This window comes from Sabulicella flocculans, from assembly GCF_045449635.1.
Lineage (GTDB): Bacteria > Pseudomonadota > Alphaproteobacteria > Acetobacterales > Acetobacteraceae > Roseococcus.
This window is the reverse complement of record NZ_JBJJBR010000028.1, coordinates 12639-32270: the sequence shown is the minus strand read 5'-3', so window position 1 is coordinate 32270 and position 19632 is coordinate 12639. Positions and strand designations below refer to the sequence as shown.

General features: G+C 75.0%; 18 protein-coding genes. 12 read left to right on the top strand and 6 right to left on the bottom strand.

The window, feature by feature from the left end; genetic code table 11:
* Window positions 1-14 precede the first annotated feature (14 nt).
* From murC to recN, 9 genes are all read left to right on the top strand, one after another.
* Entirely contained in the window at window positions 15-1454 is a 1440-nt protein-coding gene (gene murC / locus ACI6QG_RS17880; RefSeq protein WP_407025950.1) for a UDP-N-acetylmuramate--L-alanine ligase, read from the top strand.
* Complete coding sequence (murB, locus tag ACI6QG_RS17875) at window positions 1454-2362, top strand: UDP-N-acetylmuramate dehydrogenase (RefSeq protein WP_407025949.1); 909 nt, start codon at window positions 1454-1456, stop codon at window positions 2360-2362. The genes murC and murB overlap by 1 nt, the downstream gene beginning before the upstream one ends.
* Window positions 2359-3279 (top strand): D-alanine--D-alanine ligase, encoded by a 921-nt coding sequence (locus ACI6QG_RS17870; RefSeq protein ID WP_407025948.1) that lies wholly within the window; start codon window positions 2359-2361, stop codon window positions 3277-3279. Before murB ends, ACI6QG_RS17870 begins: the two co-directional genes overlap by 4 nt.
* Window positions 3269-4147, top strand: coding sequence for a cell division protein FtsQ/DivIB (locus ACI6QG_RS17865; RefSeq protein ID WP_407025947.1), 879 nt, complete (start codon window positions 3269-3271; stop codon window positions 4145-4147). The genes ACI6QG_RS17870 and ACI6QG_RS17865 overlap by 11 nt, the downstream gene beginning before the upstream one ends.
* Entirely contained in the window at window positions 4144-5448 is a 1305-nt protein-coding gene (gene ftsA / locus ACI6QG_RS17860) for a cell division protein FtsA (protein ID WP_407025946.1), read from the top strand. Before ACI6QG_RS17865 ends, ftsA begins: the two co-directional genes overlap by 4 nt.
* Window positions 5449-5520: 72 nt before the next feature.
* Window positions 5521-6966 (top strand): cell division protein FtsZ, encoded by a 1446-nt coding sequence (ftsZ, locus tag ACI6QG_RS17855; RefSeq protein ID WP_407025945.1) that lies wholly within the window; start codon window positions 5521-5523, stop codon window positions 6964-6966.
* 214 nt (window positions 6967-7180) lie between these two features.
* Window positions 7181-8116 (top strand): UDP-3-O-acyl-N-acetylglucosamine deacetylase, encoded by a 936-nt coding sequence (lpxC, locus tag ACI6QG_RS17850; RefSeq protein WP_407025944.1) that lies wholly within the window; start codon window positions 7181-7183, stop codon window positions 8114-8116.
* A 51-nt stretch (window positions 8117-8167) separates the two neighbouring features.
* The gene (locus ACI6QG_RS17845) at window positions 8168-9022 is read left to right on the top strand and encodes an outer membrane protein assembly factor BamD (protein ID WP_407025943.1); all 855 of its coding nucleotides are present in this window, start codon (window positions 8168-8170) and stop codon (window positions 9020-9022) included.
* Between the two features lie 4 nt (window positions 9023-9026).
* Window positions 9027-10703 (top strand): DNA repair protein RecN, encoded by a 1677-nt coding sequence (gene recN, locus ACI6QG_RS17840; protein WP_407025942.1) that lies wholly within the window; start codon window positions 9027-9029, stop codon window positions 10701-10703.
* 156 nt (window positions 10704-10859) lie between these two features.
* Here the strand turns inward: recN and ACI6QG_RS17835 are convergent, their stop codons facing one another.
* A complete protein-coding gene (locus ACI6QG_RS17835; RefSeq protein ID WP_407025941.1) occupies window positions 10860-11843 on the bottom strand; it encodes a Bug family tripartite tricarboxylate transporter substrate binding protein in 984 nt (327 codons plus the stop codon).
* A gap of 92 nt (window positions 11844-11935) precedes the next feature.
* On the opposite strand from ACI6QG_RS17835, the gene ACI6QG_RS17830 reads away from it, so the two are divergent.
* A complete protein-coding gene (locus ACI6QG_RS17830) occupies window positions 11936-12718 on the top strand; it encodes an IclR family transcriptional regulator (RefSeq protein ID WP_407025940.1) in 783 nt (260 codons plus the stop codon).
* Window positions 12719-12746: 28 nt separating this feature from the next.
* Complete coding sequence (locus ACI6QG_RS17825) at window positions 12747-14555, top strand: thiamine pyrophosphate-binding protein (RefSeq protein ID WP_407025939.1); 1809 nt, start codon at window positions 12747-12749, stop codon at window positions 14553-14555.
* Here ACI6QG_RS17825 and ACI6QG_RS17820 read toward each other — a convergent pair.
* From ACI6QG_RS17820 to ACI6QG_RS17810, 3 genes are read right to left on the bottom strand one after another with little or no spacing between them, the layout of a single operon-like run.
* A complete protein-coding gene (locus ACI6QG_RS17820) occupies window positions 14545-15423 on the bottom strand; it encodes an amidohydrolase family protein (RefSeq protein WP_407025938.1) in 879 nt (292 codons plus the stop codon). The genes ACI6QG_RS17825 and ACI6QG_RS17820 overlap by 11 nt on opposite strands.
* Window positions 15416-16408, bottom strand: a complete 993-nt coding sequence (locus ACI6QG_RS17815; RefSeq protein WP_407025937.1) for a Gfo/Idh/MocA family protein — start codon at window positions 16406-16408, stop codon at window positions 15416-15418. The genes ACI6QG_RS17820 and ACI6QG_RS17815 overlap by 8 nt, the downstream gene beginning before the upstream one ends.
* Window positions 16398-17564 (bottom strand): 4-hydroxybenzoate 3-monooxygenase, encoded by a 1167-nt coding sequence (locus tag ACI6QG_RS17810; protein ID WP_407025936.1) that lies wholly within the window; start codon window positions 17562-17564, stop codon window positions 16398-16400. The genes ACI6QG_RS17815 and ACI6QG_RS17810 overlap by 11 nt, the downstream gene beginning before the upstream one ends.
* A gap of 124 nt (window positions 17565-17688) precedes the next feature.
* Between ACI6QG_RS17810 and ACI6QG_RS17805 the strand changes: the two genes are divergently transcribed.
* Complete coding sequence (locus tag ACI6QG_RS17805) at window positions 17689-18675, top strand: Bug family tripartite tricarboxylate transporter substrate binding protein (RefSeq protein WP_407025935.1); 987 nt, start codon at window positions 17689-17691, stop codon at window positions 18673-18675.
* Here the strand turns inward: ACI6QG_RS17805 and ACI6QG_RS17800 are convergent.
* Window positions 18656-18964, bottom strand: a complete 309-nt coding sequence (locus ACI6QG_RS17800) for an AzlD domain-containing protein (RefSeq protein ID WP_407025934.1) — start codon at window positions 18962-18964, stop codon at window positions 18656-18658. The genes ACI6QG_RS17805 and ACI6QG_RS17800 overlap by 20 nt on opposite strands.
* A complete protein-coding gene (locus ACI6QG_RS17795) occupies window positions 18957-19595 on the bottom strand; it encodes an AzlC family ABC transporter permease (protein ID WP_407025933.1) in 639 nt (212 codons plus the stop codon). The genes ACI6QG_RS17800 and ACI6QG_RS17795 overlap by 8 nt, the downstream gene beginning before the upstream one ends.
* Between the last annotated feature and the right edge of the window lie 37 nt (window positions 19596-19632).

Here is a 19632-nt window from a genome sequence, read left to right as displayed (position 1 = left end):
GGAAAGGGCCGCTGATGCGCGCGCTCCCGCTCTCCATCGGCACCATCCATTTCGTCGGCATCGGCGGCATCGGCATGTCGGGCATCGCGGAGGTGCTGCACAACCTCGGCTACTCGGTGCAGGGCAGCGACGTCGCGGAGGGCGCCAACGTCGCCCGGCTGCGCGAGCGCGGCATCGCCGTCAGCATCGGGCATGACGCCGCCAACCTGGGCGGGGCGCAGGTCGTCGTCGTCTCCACCGCGGTGAAGAAGGACAACCCGGAGGTGCAGGAGGCCCGGCGACGCCTGCTGCCGGTGGTCCGCCGCGCCGAGATGCTGGCGGAGCTGATGCGCCTGAAATGGGGCGTCGCGGTGGGCGGCACCCACGGCAAGACCACCACCACCTCCCTGATCGCGGCGGTGCTGGAGGCGGCGAAGCTGGACCCCACCGTGATCAACGGCGGCATCGTCAACGCCTATGGCGGCAACACCCGCATGGGCACCGGCGAGTGGATGGTGGTGGAGGCGGATGAGAGCGACGGCTCCTTCCTGCGCCTGCCCGCCACCGTGGCCGTCGTCACCAACATGGACGCCGAGCACCTGGACCACTGGGGCACGGAGGAGGCGATGCGCGAGGGCTACGCGCAGTTCGTCGGCAACATCCCCTTCTACGGCTTCGCCGTGCTGTGCATGGACCATCCGGGCGTGCAGGCGATGATCCCCCGCCTGGACCGCCGCCTGGTCACCTACGGCTTCTCCCCCCAGGCGGACGTGCGGGCCGAGAAGCTGCTGACCGACCGCGCCGGCGCCACCTTCGAGGTGGTGGTGACCGACCGCGGCACCGGCCGCGCCCGGCGCATGAAGCCGTTCCGCCTGCCCATGCTGGGCAGCCACAACGTGCAGAACGCCCTGGCCGCCATCGCCGTGGGGGTGGAGATGGAGGTGCCGGAGGACGTCATCCGCACCGCGCTGGCCGGCTTCAAGGGCGTCAAGCGCCGCTTCACCCGGGTGGGCGAGGTCGGCGGCATCGCCGTCATCGACGACTACGGCCACCACCCGGTGGAAATCGCCGCCGTGCTGAAAGCGGCCCGCCAGGCCGGGGCGCGCGACGTCATCGCCGTGGTGCAGCCGCACCGCTACTCCCGCCTCGACCAGCTGTTCGGGGAGTTCTGCACCTGCATGAACGACGCCGGCACCGTCATCGTGGCCGACGTCTACGCCGCCGGCGAGGCGCCGGTGGAGGGGCGCGACAAGGAGGCGCTGGTGGAGGGGCTGCGCGCCCGCGGCCACCGCTCGGTGGTGCCGCTGCCCGAGCCCGCGGCCCTGCCGGAGATGGTGAACGCCATCGCCCGGCCGGGCGACTTCGTGGTCTGCCTGGGCGCGGGCAACATCACCGCCTGGGCGCACGCCCTGCCGGAGCAGCTGGCGGCGCTGCAGGCGCAGTCCGGGCGGCTCGGCCCGCTGAAGCGGGCGTGATGGAGGTGCGCGCCCCCGGCCCGCACGCGCTGCCCGCCCTGCGCGGCCGCGCCGAGGCGCAGGCGCCGCTGGCGCCCTTCACCTGGTTCCGGGTCGGCGGCCCGGCGGAATGGCTGGTGCGCCCAGCCGACGACGAGGACCTGGTGGCGCTGCTGCGCGCGCTGGACCCGGCCACGCCCGTCGCCGTCATCGGCGCGGCGTCCAACCTCATCGTGCGCGACGGCGGGGTGCCCGGCGTGGTGCTGCGGCTGCCGGCGCGCCCCTTCGGCGCCATCGCGCGCGACGGCGAGGGCTTCGTGGCCGGCGCCGCGGCGCTGGACGCCACCCTGGCCCAGCACGCCGCCGCCGCCGGGCTGGCGGGGCTGGAGTTCCTGTCAGGCATCCCCGGCACCGTGGGCGGCGCGGTGGCGATGAACGCCGGCGCCTATGGCCGCGAGGTGAAGGACTGCCTGGACTGGGCCGAGGTCGCGACGCGCGCGGGCGTGCGGCGGCTGGCGGCGGCGGAGCTGGGCTTCGCCTACCGCCACGCCGCGCTGCCCGAGGGCGGCGTGGTGCTGCGCGCGCGCTTCCGCGCCACGCCGGGCGAGCCTGCGGCCATCGCCGCGCGCATGGCCGAAATCCGCGCGGCGCGCGAGGCGACGCAGCCGGTGCGCGCCCGCACCGGCGGCAGCACCTTCCGCAACCCCGAGGGCCACAAGGCCTGGGCGCTGGTGGACGCCGCCGGCGGGCGCGGCCTGCGCCGTGGCGGCGCGCAGGTGAGCGAGCAGCACGCCAACTTCCTGCTCAACACCGGCGGCGCCACGGCGGCCGAGCTGGAAGCGCTGGGCGAGGAGCTGCGCGCGCGGGTGCGGGCGCAAAGCGGCGTGGAGCTGCAATGGGAAATCAAGCGCATCGGGGTGCCGGCATGACCTGCGTCGCAGTCCTCTTCGGCGGCATCTCGGCCGAGCGCGAGGTGTCGCTCTCCTCCGGCCGGCAGGTGGCGGGCGCGCTGGCGCAGGCGGGCTACGCCGTGGCGCCCATCGAGGTGACGGAGGACCTGTCGGCCACCATCGCCGCCCTGCGCGCGGCGCGGCCGGACGCAGTGTTCAACGCCCTGCACGGCCGCTTCGGCGAGGATGGCTGCATCCAGGGCGTGCTGGACTGGATGGGCCTGCCCTACACGCATTCCGGCGTGCGCGCCTCCGCGGTGGCGATGGACAAGGGCGCGGCCAAGGCGGTGTTCGCCGCGCACGGCCTGCCGGTGGCCGAGGGCCGGGTGGTGAGCCCGGAGGAGCTGGAGGCCGCCGACCCGCTGCCCCGCCCCTACGTGGTGAAGCCGGTGGACGAGGGGTCGAGCGTGGGCGTCACCATCCTGCGCGAGGGCGACAACCGCCGCGCCGAGGTGGCGCGCGGCTGGCGGTTCGGCCGGCGCATCATGGCCGAGGCCTTCGTGCCGGGCCGCGAGCTGACGGTGGCCGTGCTGGGCGACCGCGCGCTGGCGGTGACGGAGATCAGCACCGGCAACGTGTTCTACGACTACGAGGCGAAGTACGCCGATGGCGGCTCCCGCCACCTGCTGCCTGCGCCCATCCATCCGGCCGCGGCGCAGGAGGCGATGCGCGTGGCGCTGGAGGCGCACCGGGCGCTGGGCTGCCGCGGCGTCTCGCGCGCCGACTTCCGCTACGACGACACCGGGGGCGAGCCCGGGCGGCTGGTGCTGCTGGAGGTGAACACCCAGCCCGGCATGACGCCCACCTCCCTGCTGCCGGAGCAGGCGGCGCATGCCGGCATCCCCTTCCCCCAGCTGTGCCGCTGGATCGTGGAGCAGGCGCGCCATGGCACGTGAGCCCCGCCCCCGCCTCGCCGCCGCCTCGCGGGCGCCGCAGCGGCCCTCGCGCCTCGGGCTGTGGCTGAAGCGGCGGCGCTCCTGGCTGCGCGGGGCGGGCCTCGCCACGCTGGCGCTGGGCGGGGTGGCGGCGCTGGCGCTGGGCGTGCTGGCGCTGGACCCGGCGGCGCGGCTGCGCGACGCCGCCAACCACCTGGCCGCGCTGGGCCGCGGCCCCGGGCTGCGCATCCAGGAGATCCGCATCGAGGGCCGCGAGTTCACCCCGCGCGAGGCGCTGCTGGCCGCCATCGGCACCCTGCCGGGCGACGCGGTGCTGGACTTCGACCCCCACGCCGCCCGCCAGCGCCTGGAGGAGATCGCCTGGGTGGACGAGGCGCATGTGGAGCGCCGGCTGGACGGCACCGTGCTGGTCCGCATCAAGGAGCGCCGCGCCTTCGCCATCTGGCAGCGCGACGGCCGCTTCGCCGTGATCGACCGCGAGGGCCGGGTGATGGCGACGGAGCGCCTGGACGCCTTCGGCCCGCTGCCCCTGGTGGTCGGCCAGGGCGCCGAGCGCGAGGCGGCGGCGATGGTGGACCTGCTGCGCACCGTGCCCGACATCGCCGAGCGCGTGCAGGCCATCGTCCGCGTGTCGGAGCGGCGGTGGAACCTGCGCCTGGTGAACGGCGCCGACGTGATGCTGCCCGAGGGGCACGAGCCCGCCGCCGTGGCCCGCCTGGCCGAGCTGCACGCGCGCGACAAGCTGCTGGACCGCCCGCTGGCCGCGGTGGACATGCGCCTGCCCGACCGCTTGGTGGTGCGCCTGCAGGCCAGCGCCGCGCCCGCCCCCGCCCCCACCGCCACGCCGACGAGGAACCCGCGGGGATGAACGAGCTGACGCGCCACCACGCCCCCGCGCAGGACTTGCCGGCCCGGCCGCGCCGGCACGGCGGCGCGCGCTCCGGCCCCTTCGGCGTGCTCGACATCGGCTCCTCCAAGGTGGTCTGCCTGATCGCGCGCATCGAGGGCGACGGCGTGCCGCGCGCGCTGGGCTTCGGCTGGCAGAAGTCGCGCGGGGTGAAGGCGGGCTCCATCGTGGACATGGAGGCGGCCGAGCAGTGCATCCGCGCCGCGGTGGCCAGCGCCGAGCAGATGGCCGACCACCTGCTGGAAGGCGCCATCGTCACCCTGGCCTGCGGCCAGCCCGAGAGCCGGGTGCGCAACATCCTGTGGCACGTCGGCGGGCGGGCGGTGACGGAGGCCGACCTGCGCGCCATCCTGGCCGAAGGCGTGCGCCGCACCGCCGCCGACGGGCGGGAAAGCGTGCACGCCTTCCCGCTGAGCTTCGGGGTGGACGCCACCGGCGGCGTGGAGGACCCGCGCGGCATGGTGTGCGACAACCTGTCCGCCCGGCTGCACGTGGTGGACGCCGCCACCCACGCCCTGTCCAACCTGGGCCACACCCTGCATCGCTGCGAGCTGGAGGCCGACGAGCTGGTCAGCGCCCCCTTCGCCGCCGGCCTGGCGACGCTGGTGGAGGACGAGATGCAGATGGGTGCGGTGGCCATCGAGATGGGCGCCGGCGCCACCTCCCTGGCCTGCTTCGTCGAGGGGCAGCTGGCCCACACGGCGCAGATTCCCGTGGGCGGCTGGCAGGTGACCAACGACCTGGCGCGCCTGCTGTCCACCCCCATCGCCCATGCCGAGCGGGTCAAGACCATGCACGGCTCGGTGCTGGAGGCGGGCGAGGACCGGGTGGAGATGCTGGCGGTGCCGCAGGTGGGCGAGGAGGACGACCAGATCGCGCGCATCCCGCGCGAGATGGTGGTGCGCATCATCCGCCCCCGGCTGGAGGAGACCTTCGAGCTGCTGCGCGACCGCCTGGACGGCTCGGGCCTGCCGGCGGAGCTGCGGCGGCGGGTGGTGCTGACCGGCGGCGCCTCCCAGCTGATCGGCGTGCGGGAGCTGGCGGCGCGCATCCTGGGGCGTGAGGTGACGGTGCGGCTGGGCCGACCGCGCCTGGTGCGCGGCCTGCCCGAGACGGCGGCCGGGCCAGGCTTCGCCGGGGCGGTGGGGCTGCTGGCCTGGGCGGCCGGCGAAGGCCGCCCATTGCTGGACCTTGCGCCGGCGCCGCCGCTGCGCGATGGGTGGATGGGCAGGCTCATGCGCTGGGTGAAGGAGCGCATGTGAAGGCATGGGGCAGATGACGGGGGAGACGCGAATCCTCGCGCTCTCTATCCTGGGGGCGAGGAGAGAGTGGCCATGACGTTGAACCTGACGCTGCCGGTGACGCAGCACACCGATTTCTCGCCGCGCATCGCCGTGATCGGCGTCGGCGGCGGCGGCACCAACGCGGTCAACAACATGATCGCGCTGGGGCTGGACGGCGTGGAGTTCATCGTCGCCAACACGGACGCCCAGGCGCTGGTGAACAGCCGCGCGCAGCGCCGCGTGCAGCTGGGCCCGCACCTGACGCAGGGCCTGGGCGCCGGCGCCAAGCCCGAGATCGGCCGCGCCGCGGCGGAGGAAGCCACCGACGAGCTGGCCCGCCACCTGGAAGGCTGCCACATGGTGTTCGTCACCGCCGGCATGGGCGGCGGCACCGGCACCGGCGCGGCCCCGGTCATCGCCCGCATGGCGCGCGAGCGCGGCATCCTCACCGTCGGCGTCGTCACCAAGCCCTTCGACTTCGAGGGGCCGAAGCGCAAGCGCGCGGCGGATGCCGGCATCGAGGAGCTGCAGTCCTTCGTGGACACGCTCATCATCGTGCCGAACCAGAACCTGTTCCGCATGGCCAACGAGCGCACCACCTTCGCCGAGGCCTTCAAGATGGCCGACAACGTCCTCTACATGGGCGTGCGCGGCGTGACCGACCTGATGGTGGCGCCGGGCCAGATCAACCTGGACTTCGCCGACATCCGCACCGTGATGGCCGAGATGGGCAAGGCCATGATGGGCACCGGCGAGGCCGAGGGCGAGGACCGCGCGGTGAAGGCGGCCGAGGCCGCGATCAGCAACCCGCTGCTGGAGGACACCTCCATGCGCGGCGCCAAGGGCGTGCTGATCAACATCACCGGCGGCCTGGACATGACCCTGTTCGAGGTGGACGAGGCCGCCATGCGCATCCGCCGCGAGGTGGACGAGGAAGCCAACATCATCTTCGGCTCCTCCTTCGACGAGATGATGAACGGGCGCGTGCGCGTCTCCGTCGTCGCCACCGGCATCGACGTGGAGGTGCCGGCCGCGGCGCAGCCCGCCGCCGGGCCGCGGCTGGCGGTGGCCAACGCCGCCGCGCCGGCTCCGCGCGCCGCCGCGGTGGTGCCGCCGCCGGCGCGCCGCCCGGCCGCGCAGCCCGGCATGGCCGGCATGCTGCGCCAGGCCGCGCCGGTGGCGCAGCCGGTGGCCCAGCCCCTGCCCTACGCCGAGGACGCCCAGCCCTTGCCGCAGCCGGTGCCGGTGGCCCCGCCGCCGCTGGTGGCCGAGGCCCCGGCCCCGCGCGCGCCCGAGCCCGCCCCCGCCCCGGCCGGCGGCGGGCTGCGCCGCCTGTTCGGCCAGGTCACCGGGCTGGCGACCATGAAGCGCGAGCCCGCCGCCCCCGCCCCGGCCGCCCCGCGCGCCGAGCCCGGCCTGGCCGCCGCCCCCCGCGGGGCGCAGCCGGACGAGAACGGGCTGGACATCCCCACCTTCCTGCGCCGCCAGTCGAACTGACCGGTCGTCCCGCGGGACTAGGCGCGGCCGCCCCGGCGACGGGGCGGCCGCGCCGCGTTTCAGGCCCGCGAAAAATGCAGCAGAATCAAGGCACTGAAGCGAAACATCGCGAAACAAGGCTTGACTGGCACCACCCATCCACAGCCCCTAAGTGACGTTCGTGGGACAGGCGCTGGGGGGCTGCCGCCCACCTTCACAGGGGATGCTTCACAGCATGGATGGTTTCGCACAGCTTCCGCTCGGCCGGCGCCGGCGCCTTGCCGGCAGCATCGCCTGCCGCGGCGTGGGCCTGCACAGCGGGGCGGCCATCACCCTCACGCTGCGCCCCGGCCAGCCGGGCGCGGGCATCGCCTTCCACCGCACTGACATCGGCGTCACCATCCCCGCCCGGCACGACCACGTGGTGGACACCCGGCTGTGCACGGCGCTGGGCCTGCCCGGCCGCGCCGACGCCCGCGTGGGCACGGTGGAGCACGTGATGGCCGCCCTGGCCGCCCTGTCCATCGACGACGCGCTGCTGGAGCTGGACGGGCCGGAAGTGCCCATCCTGGACGGCTCGGCCGAGCCCTTCCTGTTCCTGCTCTCCTGCGCCGGCACGGTGGACGGCACCGGCCCGCGCCGCGCCATCGAGGTGCTGCGCCCGGTGCGGGTGCAGGACGCCCACGGCGCCTGGGCCGAGCTGGCCCCCAACCCCGAGCCCTTCCTGGACGCCTCCCTGTCCATCGAGTTCGCCGGCACCGCCATCGGCGCCCAGGCGCACAGCCTGCGCGTGACGGCCGAGAGCTTCCGCGAGGAGCTGGCCAACGCCCGCACCTTCACCCTGGCGGAGGAGGTCTCGGCCCTGCGCGCCGCCGGGCTGGCCCAGGGCGGCGGGCTGCACAACGCGGTGGTGGTGGACGGCCCGCTGGTGCTGAACCCCGGCGGGCTGCGCCGCCCGGACGAGTTCGTGCGCCACAAGCTGCTGGACGTGGTGGGCGACCTGGCGCTGGCCGGGCACCCCATCCATGGCCGCTTCTCCGGCCACCGCTCGGGCCACGCGCTGAACAACCAGCTGCTGCGCGCCCTGCTGGCCGACCGCGCGGCCTGGCGCTTCGCCAGCCCCGCGCCTTTCCCGGCCCTGGCCACCATGCCGGAGCGCGTGGCGGCATAAGCCGGGGGCCTCCCCCTCCCGCCCCCGCGCTCCTGTGGTATGCACCCGGCCATGACCGCCCGCCCCCGCCCGCTCCTGGCGCTGCTCCTGCTCGTCCCGCTCGCCGCCTGCGGCGGCCTTACCCAGTGGGACGGGCGGATGAACTCGCTGCTCGGCTCCTCCTCGCCTGCCGCCGCCATCCAGGACCGCTCGCCCGAAGGCATGTACGCCGCGGGCATCGAGGCGCTGCAGCAGCGCCGCTACCCCGCCGCCGTCGAGATCTTCGACACGCTGGAGCGCGAGCACCCGTTCAGCACCTGGAGCACCAACGCCAAGCTGATGGGCGCCTATGGCGAGTACATGCGCAACCGCTACACCGAGGCCATCGGCGGGCTGGACCGCTTCATCCAGCTGCACCCGAACCACCGCGACATCGCCTACGCCTACTACCTGCGGGCGCTGAGCCACTACGAGCAGATCGCCGACAGCCAGCGCGACCAGCGCGGCACCGAGCTCGCGCTCGGCGCGCTGCAGGACGTGGCCAACCGCTATCCCGACACCGCCTATGCCCGCGACGCCCGCCTCAAGATCGACTTGGCGCGCGACCACCTGGCGGGCAAGGAGATGAACATCGGCCGCTTCTACCAGCGCCAGGGCATCCTCAACGCCGCCATCGGCCGCTTCCGCCGGGTGGTGGAGGACTACCAGACCACCAACCACGTGCCCGAGGCGCTGCACCGGCTGACGGAGATCTACACCGCGCTGGGGCTGACGGAGGAGGCGCGGCGCACCGCCTCCGTGCTGGGGCACAACTTCCCCGGCTCGCCCTGGTACCAGGACAGCTTCGCCCTGCTGACCCCCGGCGCGCAGCGCGCCGAGGTGGACCGGCCGGGGCTGTTGCGGCGGGCCTGGGGCACCATCTTCTGAGGCGATGCTCCTCTCGCTCGCCATCCGCGACGTGGTGCTGATCGAGCGGCTCGACCTCTCCTTCGGCCCCGGCCTTTCCGTGCTGACCGGCGAGACCGGCGCCGGCAAGTCCATCCTGCTGGACAGCCTGGGCCTGGCGCTGGGCATGCGGGCGGAGGCCGGTCTGGTGCGCGCCGGCCAGGGGCAGGCCAGCGTCGCCGCCGTGTTCCAGCCCCCCGCCGGCCACCCCGCCCACGCCCTGCTGGCCGAGCAGGGCATGGAGGCGGAGGACGCCGTCGTGCTGCGCCGCGTGGTGTCCGCCGACGGCCGCTCCCGCGCCTTCGTGAACGACCAGCCGGTGGGGGTGGCGCTGCTGCGCCGCCTGGGCGCCACCCTGGTGGAGGTGCAGGGCCAGCACGACCAGGTCGGCCTGGCCGACCCCGCCACCCACGGCGCCCTGCTCGACGCCTTCGGCGGGCTGGAGGCGCAGCGCGGCCAGGTCGCCGCCGCCCACCGCGCCTGGAAGGGCGCCGAGGCGGCGCTGCGCGAGGCCGAGGAAGCGGTGGCCGCCGCCCTGCGCGACGAGGAATGGCTGCGCCACGCCGTGGGCGAGCTGGGCGAGCTGGCGCCGGAGGATGGCGAGGAGGACCGCCTCTCGCAGGAGCGCACGCAGCTCCAGCAGGGCGAGCGCCGCACGGAGGCCATCGCCGCCGCCCTGGGCGAGCTGACACCCCGCGACCGCCGCTCCACCCACCCGGCGGCGGCGCTGCGCAACGCCTCGCGCGCGCTGGAGCGCCTGCCGGGCGGCGGCGATTCCGCCCAGCCGGCCCTGGCCGCCCTGGCCGCCGCGATGGACGCCCTGGCCGAGGCCGAGCAGCACATCGAGCGCCTGGCCAACGACGCCCAGCCCGACCCCCGCCGGCTGGAGGTGCTGGAGGACCGGCTGTTCGGCCTGCGCGCCGCCGCGCGCAAGCACGGCGTGCCGGTGGTGGAGCTGCCCGCCCTGTTGGAGTCGCTCAAGGCGCGGCTGGCGGCGCTGGACGCCGGCACCGGCCGGGTGGCGGCGCTGGAGGCCGCGCGGCGCGAGGCGCGCGCCGCCTACGCCGCCGCCGCCGGCAAGCTGAGCGAGGCGCGGCGCGCCGCAGCGGCCAAGCTGGAGCGGGCGCTGGCGCAGGAGCTGCCGCCGCTGAAGCTGGACCGCGCCCGCGTGGTGATCGAGGTCGCCCCGCGCGAGGAAGCCGCCTGGGGACCGGACGGGCAGGACCGCGTGACCATGCTGGTTTCCACCAATCCCGGACAGGCGCCGGGGCAGCTGATGAAGATCGCCTCGGGCGGCGAGCTGTCGCGGCTGATGCTGGCGCTGAAGGTGGTGCTGGCCCGCGGCTCGCCGGTGCCCACCCTGGTGTTCGACGAGGTGGACGCCGGCATCGGCGGCGCCACTGCCGCCGCGGTGGGCGAGCGCCTGCAGCGGGTCGCCGAGCGCCTGCAGGTGCTGGTGGTGACGCACTCGCCGCAGGTGGCGGCGCGCGGGGCGCAGCACCTGCGCGTGGCCAAGGCGGTGAAGGGCGGCGCGGCGGAAACCCGCGTGGTGCCGCTGGACGAGGGCGAGCGGCGCGAGGAGATCGCCCGCATGCTGGCCGGCGAGCGCGTGACCCCCGCCGCCCGCGCCGCCGCCGAGGCCCTGCTGGAGCAGGCGGGTTAGGACGCGCTTCGCGGCGACGGTGACGTCAGCGCGGCGCATCGCCCTTCCAGGGGCTTGGTCCACGGAGCAGAGCACGATCCGCCTTGATGGGATCATCAAGGCGGTGAATCGTCCTCAGCAAAGGCTGGATCATGATCCGCGCTTGCGGATCATGATCTAAGGTTCGGAAATCCGCGCGGCGCGCACCACCACCGCCCAGCGCTCCACCTCCGTCCGCACCAGGTTGCGCAGCGCCTCCGGCCCCATGGCGGCCGGGGTGGCGGGCACCGAGCCCAGGGATTCGATGCGCGCGCGGATGGCGGGGTCCGTCAGGGCGGCGCGCAGGGCCCCATCCAGCCGCTGCACCACCGCCTCGGGCGTGCCGCGCGGGGCGAAGACGGCGTTCCAGCCCTGGAAGATGTAGTCCGCCACCCCGGCCTCGGGCGCCGAGGGCACGGCGGGCGCGCCGGCGCTGCGCTCGGTGGCGGCGATCAGCAGGCCGCGCATGGTGCCGGACTGGATCTGCGGCACGGCGGCCGGCGCCAGCAGGCAGGCGCTGTCCAGCTGCCCGGCCACCACGTCGTTCATCGCCGGGCCTTCGCCGCGATAGGGGATGTTGTTCATCTCCACCCCGGTGATGTGCGCGAACAGCGCGCAGGCGAGGTGGTTGGTGGAGCCGATGCCGGCATGGCCGTTGGAGATGCGCCCCGGCGCCTCCCGCGCCATGGCCAGGAACTGCCGCATGTCCTGCGCCGGGTGGCCGTTGCGCACCACGAAGTACAGCGGCGTGCCGGCGATCAGGCCGATGGGCTGCAGCTCCCGCGGGTCGTACTGGATGGAGCGGTAGATGGAAGGCGCCGCCGAATGGCTGCCGAGCGAGCCGACGGTGAGGGTGTAGCCGTCGGGCGCGGCCTGCGCCCCGCGCGCCCCGCCGATGGTGCCGCCGGCGCCGGACACGTTCTCCACCACCACGCGCTGGTTGAGCGTGCGGGACATGTGGTCGGCGACGATGCGCGCCAGCACGTCGGTGGCGCCGCCGGGCGCGAAGACCACCAGCATGGTGATGGGGCGGCTGGGGAAGTCCTGCGCCTGCCCCTGTGCTGGGGCGGCGCCCGCCCAACCCAGCCACGCGGCGCAGGCGGCGGCGATCCATCGCAACATGATCCGTTTCTCCCTGGTTGACGCACAGCGAACCCGCTTTGCGCTCCGCGCGTCAAGCGTATATGATGGCGAAACGCGTTTCAGGATTTCCGATGGCCGAGGACGCCAAGGACCCTTACCACCTCGCCTCGCTGTCGCGGGGGCTGGAGGTGCTGGACTGCTTCACCCGCCGCCCGGAATGGGGCCTGGCCGAGCTGTCGCAGCACCTGGGCCAGAACAAGGCCACGGTGTTCCGCGTGCTGCACACACTGGAGCAGGCGGGCTGGCTGTCCAAGGACGCCGCCGGCCACTACGCGCTGGGGCTGCGCTTCCACGCCCTGGGCGCGGCGGCGATGCGGCGCGAGCAGCTGCGCTGGCAGGCCCTGCCCCCCTTGCAGGACCTGGCCGAGGCCACCGGCGAGACCGTCCATGTCGGCATTCTGCACGACAACGCGGCGGTGACGGTGCAGATCGTCGAGGGCACGCACGCGGTGCGGATGCACTCCGCCGTCGGCAAGCGCTCGCCGGTGCATGCCTCGGCCATGGGCAAGGCGCTGCTGGCCTACCTGCCGGACGCCGAGGTGGAGGCGATGCTGGCCGCCACCGGCATGGAGCGCTTCACCCCCGCCACCCTCGCCACGCCCGCCGCGCTGCGCGAGGCGCTGCACCAGGTGCGCCAGCAGGGCCACGCGCTGGACGAGGAGGAGCTGGTGCCCGGGCTGCGCTGCGTCGCCGCGCCCATCACCGACCACACCGGCCGCCCCACCGCGGCGCTGGCCGTCTCCGCGCCGAAGGACCGCATGGGCGCGGCGCGGGTGGCCGACCTCATCCCGCGGGTGAAGGGGGCGGCGGCGCGCATCTCGCGCATGCTCGGCGCGCCCTCCATCGCGGCCTGAACCAACGAACACCGGGAGGAACGAACGAATGGACGGAGCGGCGAAGCTGGCGGCGATGAACGGCGCCGACATCATCCTGGACCACCTGGTGAAGAAGAAGGTGCCCTACCTGTTCGGCCTGTGCGGCCACGGCATCACCGGCTTCATGGACGCCGCCTTCAAGTCGCAGAACCAGATCCGCACCATCTCCTCCCACCACGAGCAGACGGCCGGCCACATGGCCGACGCCTACTACAAGGTGCGTGGCGAGCCGGTGGCGACCTTCACCTCCTGCGGCCCTGGCTCGGCCAATCTCGTCGTCGCGCTGGCGGCGGCGATGATGGACAGCTCCGCCTTCCTCGCCATCACCGGCAACGTGCCGACCGGGCAGTTCAACCGCGGCCCGTTCCAGGAGACGGGGCGGCACTTCCAGGGCGACTTCCCCTCGGTGGTGCGGCCCTACGTCAAGCGCTCCTTCCAGCCGACGCGGGCGGACATGGTGCCGCTGGCGGTGAGCCAGGCGTGGGACCTGCTGACCTCCGGCCGGCCCGGCCCGGTGAACCTCGACGTGCCGCTCAACGTCTTCGTGGAGGAGACGACGGTGCCGCCCGTGCAGGGCTCCACCCGCATGGTCAACGGCGCGCCGGGCAACCCGCGGGAGCTGTCGGCGGCGCTGGACCTGCTGCTGGGGGCAGCGCGGCCCGTCATCATCGCCGGCCAGGGCGTCATCCTCGGCCATGCGAGCGAGGCGCTGGTGGCCTTCGCCGAGGCCGCGCGCATCCCCGTCGTCACCAGCCCCAACGGCAAGGGCGCCATCCCCGACCGCCACCCGCTGGCCTTCGGCGCCATCGGCCGCAACGGCGCCTATGCGGCGAACGACGCGACCAGGAATGCCGACGTCATCCTGGCCATCGGCTTCTCCTTCGACGACCGCGCGACCTCCGCCTGGCTGGATGGCTACACCCTGTCCGTCCCGCCCTCGCGCCTCATCCAGATCGACATCGACCCCTCGGAGATCGGGCGCAACTACCCGGCCGAATACGGCATCCTGGGCGACGCCAGGGCCAGCCTGGAGCTGCTGGCGGAGATGGCGCCGGCCCGCATCGCCGGCGGGCGCGACGCCATCGCCCCCTGGCTGGCGCGGCTGGAGCAGGGCCGCGCCGTGTGGCGCGAATACCAGGGCGGGCTGGCGCTGAGCGACCAGGTGCCGCTGCGGCCCGAACGGCTGATGGCCGCCCTGTCCCGCGCGGTGCCGGAGGACGCGGTGGTGGCCTCCGACGTGGGCGTGCACCACAACTGGATCATCCAGCTGATGGACTGCCTGCGGCCGCGCCACCTGATCCATTCCTGGGGCTTCGCGGCGATGGGCTTCGCCACCTCGGGCATACTGGGCGCCAAGCTGGCGGCGCCGGACCGGCCCTGCGTGGCGGTGGTCGGCGACGGCTCCTTCCTGATGACGCCGCACGCCCTGGCCACCGCGGTGGAATACGACATCCCGGTGGTCTGGGTGGTGTGGAACAACCAGGGCTTCTGCTCCATCCGCGACATCCAGCACGGCATGTTCGGCGGGCGCGAGCTGGCCACCGCCTTCGAAATCCAGCGCACCGGCGAGAGCTACTCCCCCGACTTCGCAATGATGGCCAGGAGCTTCGGCGTGCCCAGCCACCGCGTCACCCATGCGGGCGAGGTGGAGGACGCCATCCAGACCGCCATCAAGGCCAACCGCCCCTACTTGGTGGAAGTGCCGGTGGACCGCGACATCCGCCCCATCGGCACCGGCTCCTGGGACCTGCCGCCGCTGCCGCCGCCGGAGCCGAACTTCCTGAAGGCGCTGGCCGCGCGCGGCCTCACGCTGTGAAGTAAAGGGCGTCCGGGTTGTCGCGCAGGATGCGGTCGCGCAGGGCCGCATCCGTCACCCAGTCGCCCAGCAGGGCCAGCAGGTCGCCATCATCCGGCATGGCGGCGTATTGCGCCACGTGCGGCCAGTCGCTGCCCCACAGGGTGCGGCCCGGCGCGGCCTCGACCACCGCCTCGGCCATCGGGCGCACATCGTCCCAGGGCGCCTCGGCCAGCCGGTAGGGGCCGGTGAGCTTGGTCCAGAACAGCCCGTCGCGCAGCATCGCCAGGTATTCGCGGAAGCCCGGATGCGCGGCGCCGCCCCTAGCCACCTTCACGTAGCCGACATGGCCGATGCTGACCGGGATGCCCACCGCCGCCGCCAGGGCGCGCAGCTCCTCCGGGCGTTGCTCCACGTGCACCAGCAGCTCGGCGTGCCAGCCGAAGGGGCGGATGACGGAAGCGGCCTCGCGCAGCGCGTCCAGGCTGCGGAAGGGCATGCCGCCCTTGTCCACCAGGTTCAGCCGGATGCCGCGCGCGCCGCGGGCGTGCATGGCGGCGACCTCGGCCTCCGTCACGCCCTCTTCCACCGCCACCACGGCGCGCAGGCGGCCGGGGTGCGCCTCGGCCGCTTCCAGCACGGCGCGGTTGTCGGTGCCGTGGACGCTGGCCTGCACCACCACGCCGCGTCCTAGCCCCATGGCATCGTGCAGCGCCAGCAGCGCGGAGACCGGGCTGTCCGGCGGGGTGTAGCCGCGCGTGGGCTGGTAGGGGTGGCGCGCGGCGTCGAAGACGTGGGCGTGGCTGTCGCAGGCGCCCGGCGGCAGGCGCAGCCCGTGCGGGCGCGGCGCGGGGCGCGGCGGCAGGCAGAGCGGGGCGTCGTCAGCCAAGCATCGCCTCCACCGCCTCCTGCACCGCCAGCGCCTCCTCCAGCGTGGCGAGGCCGGAGTTCCCGCCGCGGCGCAGCGCCGCCAGCCGGTCCAGCTGCCCGCGCAGGGTCAGCGGGCGCATCTCGGCGTTGGGGCGGGCGTCGGGGGCCTCGCGCCAGGCGCAGCCGTCCCAGCGCTCGGCGATGCTCCAGTCGCGCAGGCGCAGGCGGCCGGCCGCGCCTTCCAGCACGAACAGGTTGTGGTCGTCGGCCTCCGTGCCGCCCACCGCGCCGCGCAGCGCCACCGGCAGGGCGCCGGCGCGCAGCCGGGCGGTCACCGCCACCTCGCTGCCGTCGCCGGGCGGGAACTCGGCCTGGCCGGCCTCCAGCGCCAGCTGGCCGCCCAGGCGCTGCGCCAGGAACAGGAAGTGCGAGGCCACCTCCCGCGTGAAGCCGCCCTCGGCGCGGCGGGACAGCCAGGCGGCGGCGCCGCGCTGCCAGGAGCGCGGCCAGGCGGCGAAGGCCAGGGTGATGTCCACCGATTGCAGCGCCCCGATGCCGGGCAGCCACGCCATCAGCTGCGCCACGGCGGGCGAGGACACCATGGGGAAGTTCACGCTCGCCGGCCTGCCCCGCGCCCAGGCCACGAAGTCCCGCGCGGCCGGCACGTCGTGCGACAGCGGCTTCTCCAGCAGCAGCGCCCGCCCGGCTTCCAGCACGGCGCGGCCCTGGGCGATGTGCGCCGCGGGCGGCGAGGCGACGTGCACCGCGTCGGCCAGCGCCACCGCCTCCTCCGGCGTGGCGCAGAAGCGGGCGGCGGGGGCGATGGCGGCCAGCCGCGCCGCCGCCGCCGGGTCGGGGTCGGCGGCGGCGGCGACCTCCCAGCCCTCGTGCGCGGCGGCGGCGCGGGCCAGTCGCTCGCCCATGATGCCCAGGCCGATGATGGCAAGGCGCAGGGGGGCGGCCGCCTCGCCGCCCTGGTCGGACCGGGCGCGGTCATTCGTCATAGGGGAGCCCCACATACTGCTCGGCCAGGGAACGGCGCGCCGCCTCGCTGCCGCAGACGTAGTCCAGCTCGGCGGTCTGCACGCGGTGCTCGAAGGGGTCGTCGGCGCTGAACTTGTGCAGCATCGCCGTCATCCACCAGGAGAAGCGCTGCACCTTCCAGATGCGCGCCAGGGCGCGGGCGGAGTAGGTCTCGGCCAGCCGTCCGTCGCCGCGCAGCAGCGCCACCAGCGCGGGCGCCAGCAGCCGCACGTCGGCCACCGCGAGGTTCATGCCCTTGGCGCCGGTGGGCGGCACGATGTGCGCGGCGTCGCCGGCCAGGAACAGCCGGCCGTGGCGCATCGGCTCCGCCACGAAGGAGCGCATGGCGGTGACGCCCTTCTGGGTGATGGGCCCCTCGTTCACGGCGCCCAGGCGCTGGTGCAGCGCCTCCCAGATGCGTTCGTCGGGCCACAGGGCCAGGTCCTCGTCCGGGGCGCATTGCAGGTAGAGGCGCGACACCGTCTCCGAGCGCATGGTGGCCAGGGCGAAGCCGTCCTCGTGCCGCGCGTAGATCAGCTCGTGCGAGATGGGCCGGGCGTCGGCCAGGATGCCCAGCCAGGCGAAGGGATAGACGCGCTCGTAGACGCGCAGCACCTCCGGCGGCATGGCGGCGCGGGAGGGGCCGTGGAAGCCGTCGCAGCCGGCGATGGCGTCGCAGGTCACCTCGTGCGGCACCCCCTCGTGGGTGAAGGTCACGCGCGGGGCGTCGGAGGACACGTCGTGCAGGGCGGTGTCCGCCACCTCGAACAGCAGGGGGCGGCCGGTGGCGAGCCGCGCGGCCACCATGTCCTTCACGCTTTCCTGCTGGCCGTAGATGGTGACGCGCTTGCCGGTCAGCCCGAACAGCTCGATGCGCTGGTTGCCGCCGGCGAAGCGCAGCTCCATCCCCTCATGCGCCAGCCCCTCGCGGTGCAGGCGCTCGCCCAGCCCGGCCTCCGTCAGCGTGTCCACGCTGCCCTGCTCCAGCAGGCCGGCGCGGATGCGCCCCTCGATGTAGGGGCGGGACTGGCGCTCGATCACCAGGCTGTCCACCCCGGCGCGGTGCAGCAGCTGCGCCAGCAGCAGCCCGGCCGGCCCGGCGCCGATGATCGCCACCTGCGTGCGGATGCGCTTCATGTCCCGGTGCCTCCCCTGGCCTCGCTGGGGCGCGCCATGCCCGAAAGCGGCGCGCAAGTCCATGGCGCTTGCCCTGCGCCGCCCGCGCGGCCGAAGCTGCCCCCCGAACCAGGGAGACTCCCGCATGCACCTGCCCCGCCGCGCCCTGCTGGCCGCGCCCCTGCTGCTGCCCGGCGCCGCCCGCGCCCAGGGCGGCAACGCCGCGTGGCAGCCCCAGCGCCCCCTGCGCATGATCGTGCCCTTCGCCCCCGGCGGCTCCACCGACGTGGGCGGGCGCATCATCGCCGAGCGCCTGTCGGAGACGCTGGGCCAGCCGGTGGTGGTGGAGAACCGCACCGGCGCCGGCGGCGCGGTGGGCATCGAGGCCGCGGCGCGCTCGCCCGCCGACGGGCACACCCTGCTGGTGGCCACCAACGGCGCCTTCACCCTGCAACCGCACCTGGGCCTGCTGCGCACGGTGGACCCGCGGCGGGACCTCGCCGTGGTGTCGCTGATCTTCACCACCGACGTCATCGTGGTGGTGCACCCCGGCGTGCCGGCGCGGACCTTGCCGGAGTTCATCGCCCATGCCCGCGCCCATCCGGGCCGCGTGTCCTTCGCCACCTCGGGCGTCGGCACCGGCACGCACATCTTCACCGAACTGTTCATGGCGGTGACCGGCACGCAGATGGTGCACGTGCCCTATCGCGGCTCCGGCCAGGCGATGGCGGACCTGGTGAACGGCACGGTGCAGCTGATGCTGGACCAGCCGGCCTCGTCCATCGCGCAGGTGCGCTCCGGCGCCATCCGCGTGCTGGCCAGCAGCGGCCCGCGCCGGCTGGCGCTGACGCCCGAGACGCCGACCTTCGAGGAACTCGGCTTCGGTGCCGCCAGCGCGCAGAGCTGGGGCGCCATCGCCGTGCCCGCCGGCACCCCCGCCGCCGCGATCGAGCGCCTGGGGGCGGCGGTGCGCGAGGCGGTGGCGCACCCGCCGGTGGTGCAGCGCATGGCCGGCGCCGGGCTGGACGCGGTGGGCAGCACGCCGGCGGAGCTGGAGGCCTTCGCCGCCCGCGAATACGAGCGCTGGGGCCAGGTGATCCGCGAGCGCGGCATCAAGGTGGAGCCCGGCTGAGCAGGGCGGCCACCGCCACCCCCGCCAGCACCGGCCCCAGCAGCCCGCCGCGCCACCACAGCAGCACCCCCGCCGCCGCCATGCCGCCCAGCCGGGCCAGCGGCGGCAGGGTGGCCAGCGCGCCGGAAGGCCACAGCAGCGCCTGCGCCACGAAGGCCGCCAGCGTCGCCATCGCCACCGCGGCGGCCCAGCGGATCAGCGGGTGATCCGCTCCCATCCGCCCGGCCAGGGCCAGCCCCAGCCCGCGCAGCCCGGCGCAGCCCAGGATGAGCCACCCAAGTTCAGCCACGCCGGGCGTTCCAGCAGAAGGCGGCGGTGCCGCCGGCCACCCCGGCCGCCAGCAGCCCGAGGGAGGGCGGCAGCATCCAGGCCAACGGCAGCGCCGCCAGCCCGCCCAGCACGGCGGCGCGCGCGGCCGGCAGCCGCGCCGCATCCAGCAGGATGAGCCCGAAATACAGCGGGTTCACCAGCAGCAGCAGCGCCAGCACCGGCAGGGGCAGGCGCCCCGCCAGCGCCCAGCCCGCCAGCGTCGCCACCCCGGCGACCATCCAGGAGGCGAGGGCGAATTGCAGGAACCAACCCAGCCGTTCGGGCGGCGGCAGGCCCGGCAGGCGGCGCATCGCCATGGCCCAGGGGGTGACGGCGATGAAGGGCAGCGCCCACCACCGCCCCTTGCCGCCGCCCAGCCAGGGCGCCAGCGCCACCGCCATCGGCAGGAAGCGCGCATTGGCCGCCAGCGCCGCCGGAACGCCGCCGCCACCCAGCCAGATCATCTGCCCGGGCATGCCGTAGACGCCCAGCGAGGCCAGCAGAGCCACCCAGGCCGGCCAGCCCGCCACACCGGCCGCCGCGCCGAAGGCCAGGAAGGTCGCCGCCATGGCCAGGGCCGGGGCGCCCAGGGCCTCGCGGATGCCGCTCATGGACGCAGCATCGCCGCGGCGTGTCCGGGCGTCCATC